The organism is Polymorphobacter sp. (genome assembly GCF_051860865.1).
In the GTDB taxonomy this organism is placed as follows: domain Bacteria; phylum Pseudomonadota; class Alphaproteobacteria; order Sphingomonadales; family Sphingomonadaceae; genus Sandarakinorhabdus.
Genome location: NZ_JBIMKZ010000125.1, coordinates 1 through 4,162, shown reverse-complemented (window position 1 = coordinate 4,162; position 4,162 = coordinate 1). Strand labels below are relative to the sequence as shown.

Below are 4,162 nucleotides of genomic sequence, written 5' to 3'. Positions count from 1 at the left end.
CCGGGTCTGTCCGGCGCGGCCAAGGCCATTGCCCGCCTGCCCCAGCCGCTGCCCGGCGCGCGCCGCCAGGCTGCCAAGCGCACGCGGCAGCCGGCCGGAAAGGTCATCGAGCCGCTGCGCCGGCAGCTCGACCAGCCGTCGCGGTGCCGGCAGCCGCGCCGCCAGCGCCGCCACCCGCTCGCGCCGCAGCGACCGGCAACGGGCATCGGCCTGTACCAGCCGCCCGCCGAGCACCGCCAGCGCCGCCACCAGGTCGGCGCGCACCGGCACCGCACGCTCGGCCGCCGCCGTGGGCGTCGGCGCCCGCCAGTCCGAGGCATAGTCGATCAAAGTGGTGTCGGTCTCATGGCCCACGGCCGAGATCAGCGGAATGGCGCTGCCCGCAGCGGCGCGCACGACATCCTCGTCGTTGAACGCCATCAGATCCTCGATCGAGCCGCCGCCCCGCGCCACGATCAGCAGGTCCGGGCGCGGCACCGGGCCGCCGGGCGCGATGCGGTTGAAGCCGCGGATCGCCGCCGCCACCTGCGCCGCTGCCGCCTCCCCCTGCACCGCCACCGGCCACACCAGCACATGGCGCGGAAACCGGTCCGCCAGCCGGTGCAGCATGTCGCGGATCACCGCACCGGTGGGCGAGGTGACGATGCCGATGACCTGCGGCAGATAGGGCAGCGATTTCTTGCGCCCGGCCTCGAACAGCCCCTCGGCGGCAAGCTTCAGCCGCCGCGCCTCGATCTGGGCGAGCAGCGCGCCGACGCCGGCCGGCTCCATCCGCTCGACGATAATCTGGTATTTGCTGCGCCCCGGATAGGTGGTCAGCTTGCCGGTGACGATCACCTCCAGCCCGTCCTCGGGCCGAAAGCTCAGGCCCGAGGCCGCGCCCCGGAACATCACCAGATCGATCACCGCATCGGCATCCTTGATCGCGCCATAGCAATGGCCGGACGCGACCTTCTTGAAGCCGGACAGCTCGCCGCGCACCCGCACCTGGCCGAACGCCTGCTCGACCGTGCGCTTGAGCGCGCCGGCGATCTCGCTGACGCTGTATTCGGGCGTGTTGCCGGGGCTGTCCATCGGCACTGTCATAGGCATTCGGCCGATGTCGTGCAAAGATGCATTGGTATGCATTGGCCTGTTGAAGCGAGCGGCTTGCGCCTCTAGGGTTCCGTTCATGACAGCCGATCTCGATATCCTCGTCCTGGGCAGCGGCGGACGCGAGCACGCGCTGTGCTGGAAGCTGGCGCAGAGCCCGCGCATCCGCCGGCTGGTCTGCGCGCCCGGCAATGCCGGCATCGCCGATGTCGCCGAGCTGGCGACGCTGCCGATCGAGGAGCCCGAGGCGGTGACCGCCTTCGTCAAGGCGCATGGCTTCCATCTCGTCATCATCGGCCCCGAAGGCCCGCTGGTCAGCGGCGTGTCGGACGCTTTGCGCGCCATCGGCGTCGCCGTCGTCGGGCCGAGCCAGGCGGCGGCGCGGCTGGAAGGCTCGAAGGGCTTCACCAAGGACCTCTGCACTCGCGCCCATATCCCCACGGCCGCCTACCGGCGCTTCGCCTCGGCCACCGAGGCCCATCATTATGTGGCGGTCCATCCGCTGCCGGTCGTCGTCAAGGCGGATGGGCTGGCGATGGGCAAGGGCGTCACCGTCGCCGATTCGAACGAGGAAGGGCTGGCGGCGCTGGCGCTGATCCAGGGGCCGGTCGTCGTCGAGCAGTTCCTCGAGGGCACCGAGGCCAGCCTGTTCGTGCTCTGCGACGGCAACACCCACCAGCTCTGGACCTCGGCGCGCGATCACAAGCGCGCCCATGATGGCGACACCGGCGGCAACACCGGCGGCATGGGCGCCGTCTCGCCCGCCCCCAACCTCTCCGCCGCACTGCGGGACCAGGCGATGCGCGAGATCATCGAGCCGACGCTGGCGGCGATGAAGGCCGCCGGCACGCCCTTCGCCGGCATGCTCTATGCCGGGCTGATGCTGACCGCCGACGGCCCGAAGCTGATCGAATACAACGTCCGCTTCGGCGATCCTGAGACCCAGGCGCTGATGCTGCGGCTCGATTGCGACCTCGCCGAGCTGCTGCTGGCCTGCGGCGAGGGCCGTCTCGCCGAGACCCAGGTCAAATGGACCGCCGATACCGCGATCTCGGTGGTAATGGCCAGCAAGGGCTATCCGGAGGCGCCGCGCACCGGCACCGTCATCAACGGCGTCGATTCCGCTGCCGGCACCGGCGCCACCATCTTCCACGCCGGCACCCGCCGCGACGAAAATGACCAGCTGATCGCTACCGGCGGCCGCGTGCTGGCGATTGCGGCGCGCGGCGGCGATGTCGCCACCGCGCGCGACCGCGCCTATGCCGCCATCGACCGGATCGACTGGGCCGGCGGCTTTTATCGGCGCGACATCGGGCAATGACCCGGGCCGGCCTGACCATGGTCGGCGGCGGATAAGGCCATGGAGACGATCGGCTTCGATCTCCGCCAGATGCAGCGAACGCCGCTGGCAGCCTCCCATGTCGAGGCCCTGCGCAGCGCCGGCCGGCAGCGCCACTATCCGCCCGGCACGGTGATCGCCCGGCAGGGCGCGGCGATGGACCGCTTCATCTATGTCGAGGAGGGCGAGGTCGAGGTGGTCGACGCCTTTACCGGCGAGCGGATGCTGCCAAGCGCCATCGGCCCCGGCCAGTATCTGGGCGAGATCGCGTTCCTCAGCGGCGGCACCTGGACAATGCCGATGCGCACCGCCGTGGATACCAGGGTCATCGAGGTCGACCGGCCGGCGATGCTGACGCTGATGGCGCAGATCCCCGAAATGTCGGACATCATCATCGGCGTCTTCGCCGCCCGGCGGCGGCGGCAACTGGAGGCCGGGGACGGCAGCCTGCGGCTGATCGGCGAGGAGATCAGCCCGGCCATCGCCCGCGTTGCCGCCTTCGCCAGCCGCAACCGCATCCCCTGCCGCAGCCTCGAGCTCGGCAGCGACGAGGCGCGGGCGACAGCCACCTCCTGCGCCATCGACCCGAACCAGCCGGCGGTGATCTTCGGCCGGGATGTCGTCGTCACCGACCCCTCGCCCCACGCCGTGGCCCGGCTGCTCGGCATGAACCTCGATCTCGATCCCGACGAGCATGTCGATGTGCTGATCGTTGGCGGCGGCCCGGCCGGCGTCGCCGCCGGCGTCTATGCCGGCGCCGAGGGGCTGAAGGCGCTGGTGGTGGAGGACATCGCCATCGGCGGCCAGGCCGGCACCTCGAGCCGGATCGAAAACTACATGGGCTTCCCCACCGGCATCTCCGGCGCCGACCTCGTCTGGCGCGGCGAGATCCAGGCGATGAAGTTCGGCACGCGCTTCTCCATGCCGCTGCGCGTGGTGTCGCTGGCCGAACTCGACGACGGCCGCTTCTGCGCGACCTTCGACAATGGCCAGTCGATCAGCGCCTGCGCCATCGTCGTCGCCACCGGCGTCCAGTACCGCCAGCTGCCGATCGACCGCCTCGACGAATTCGAGGGCCAGGGCGTCTATTATGCCGCCACCGAAATCGAGGCCCGGCGCTGCGCCGGCACCGAGGCCGTGATCATCGGCGGCGGCAACAGCGCCGGACAGGCGGCGATGTACCTCAGCCGCAGCGCCGCCTGCGTCCATCTGGTGGTGCGCGGCGCCTCGCTGGCCGCCAGCATGTCGGACTATCTGGTCAGCCGGCTGAACGCCGACCCGGCGATCACCATCCACTACAACAGCGAGGTCAGGCAGCTCGCCGGCAACGACCGGCTGGAGCGCATCGAGATCATCGACCGGTCGACCGGCGCCGTCCGCGCCATCGACACCAGCGCGCTGTTCATCATGGTCGGCGCCGCCCCCAACACCGGCTGGCTGTCCGGGCTGATCGCCCTTGACGACAAGGGCTTCGTACTCACCGGCAGCCAGGCCGGGCGGGACAACTGCCCCTACGGCACCTCGCGCCCCGGCATCTTCGCCGTGGGCGATGTCCGCGCCGGCTCGGTCAAACGCGTCGCCTCGTCGGTCGGCGAAGGCTCGGTGGTGATCTCGGCAGTCTGGTCACATGTCCGCAACGGCAGCGGGCGCTAGGTGGGCCTCAGGCGGTAGCGAACGTGCCTCCGGCGGCTGGGGCCGCAGGCCCCAGACCCCAAATATTGGGTCGATCCC

Annotated in this window: 3 protein-coding genes; 2 read left to right on the top strand and 1 reads right to left on the bottom strand. The window is 70.7% G+C overall.

Annotation, left to right across the window (positions count from 1 at the left end; translation table 11 throughout):
* The coding region (gene xseA, locus ACTIFJ_RS14980) for an exodeoxyribonuclease VII large subunit (RefSeq protein ID WP_439534915.1) at nucleotides 1–1,086 on the bottom strand (1,086 nt) is incomplete at its 3' end.
* Between the two features lie 85 nt (nucleotides 1,087–1,171).
* Between xseA and purD the strand changes: the two genes are divergently transcribed.
* Complete coding sequence (gene purD / locus ACTIFJ_RS14975; RefSeq protein WP_439534914.1) at nucleotides 1,172–2,413, top strand: phosphoribosylamine--glycine ligase; 1,242 nt, start codon at nucleotides 1,172–1,174, stop codon at nucleotides 2,411–2,413.
* A 39-nt stretch (nucleotides 2,414–2,452) separates the two neighbouring features.
* Entirely contained in the window at nucleotides 2,453–4,084 is a 1,632-nt protein-coding gene (locus ACTIFJ_RS14970) for an FAD-dependent oxidoreductase (protein WP_439534913.1), read from the top strand.
* The last annotated feature ends 78 nt before the right edge of the window (nucleotides 4,085–4,162 follow it).

Bases quoted from the DNA above. Each gene is read 5' to 3' on its own strand.
- ACTIFJ_RS14970 (WP_439534913.1), top strand. From the start codon at position 2,453: ATGGAGACGATCGGCTTCGATCTCCGCCAGATGCAGCGAACGCCGCTG.
- purD (WP_439534914.1), top strand. From the start codon at position 1,172: ATGACAGCCGATCTCGATATCCTCGTCCTGGGCAGCGGCGGACGCGAG.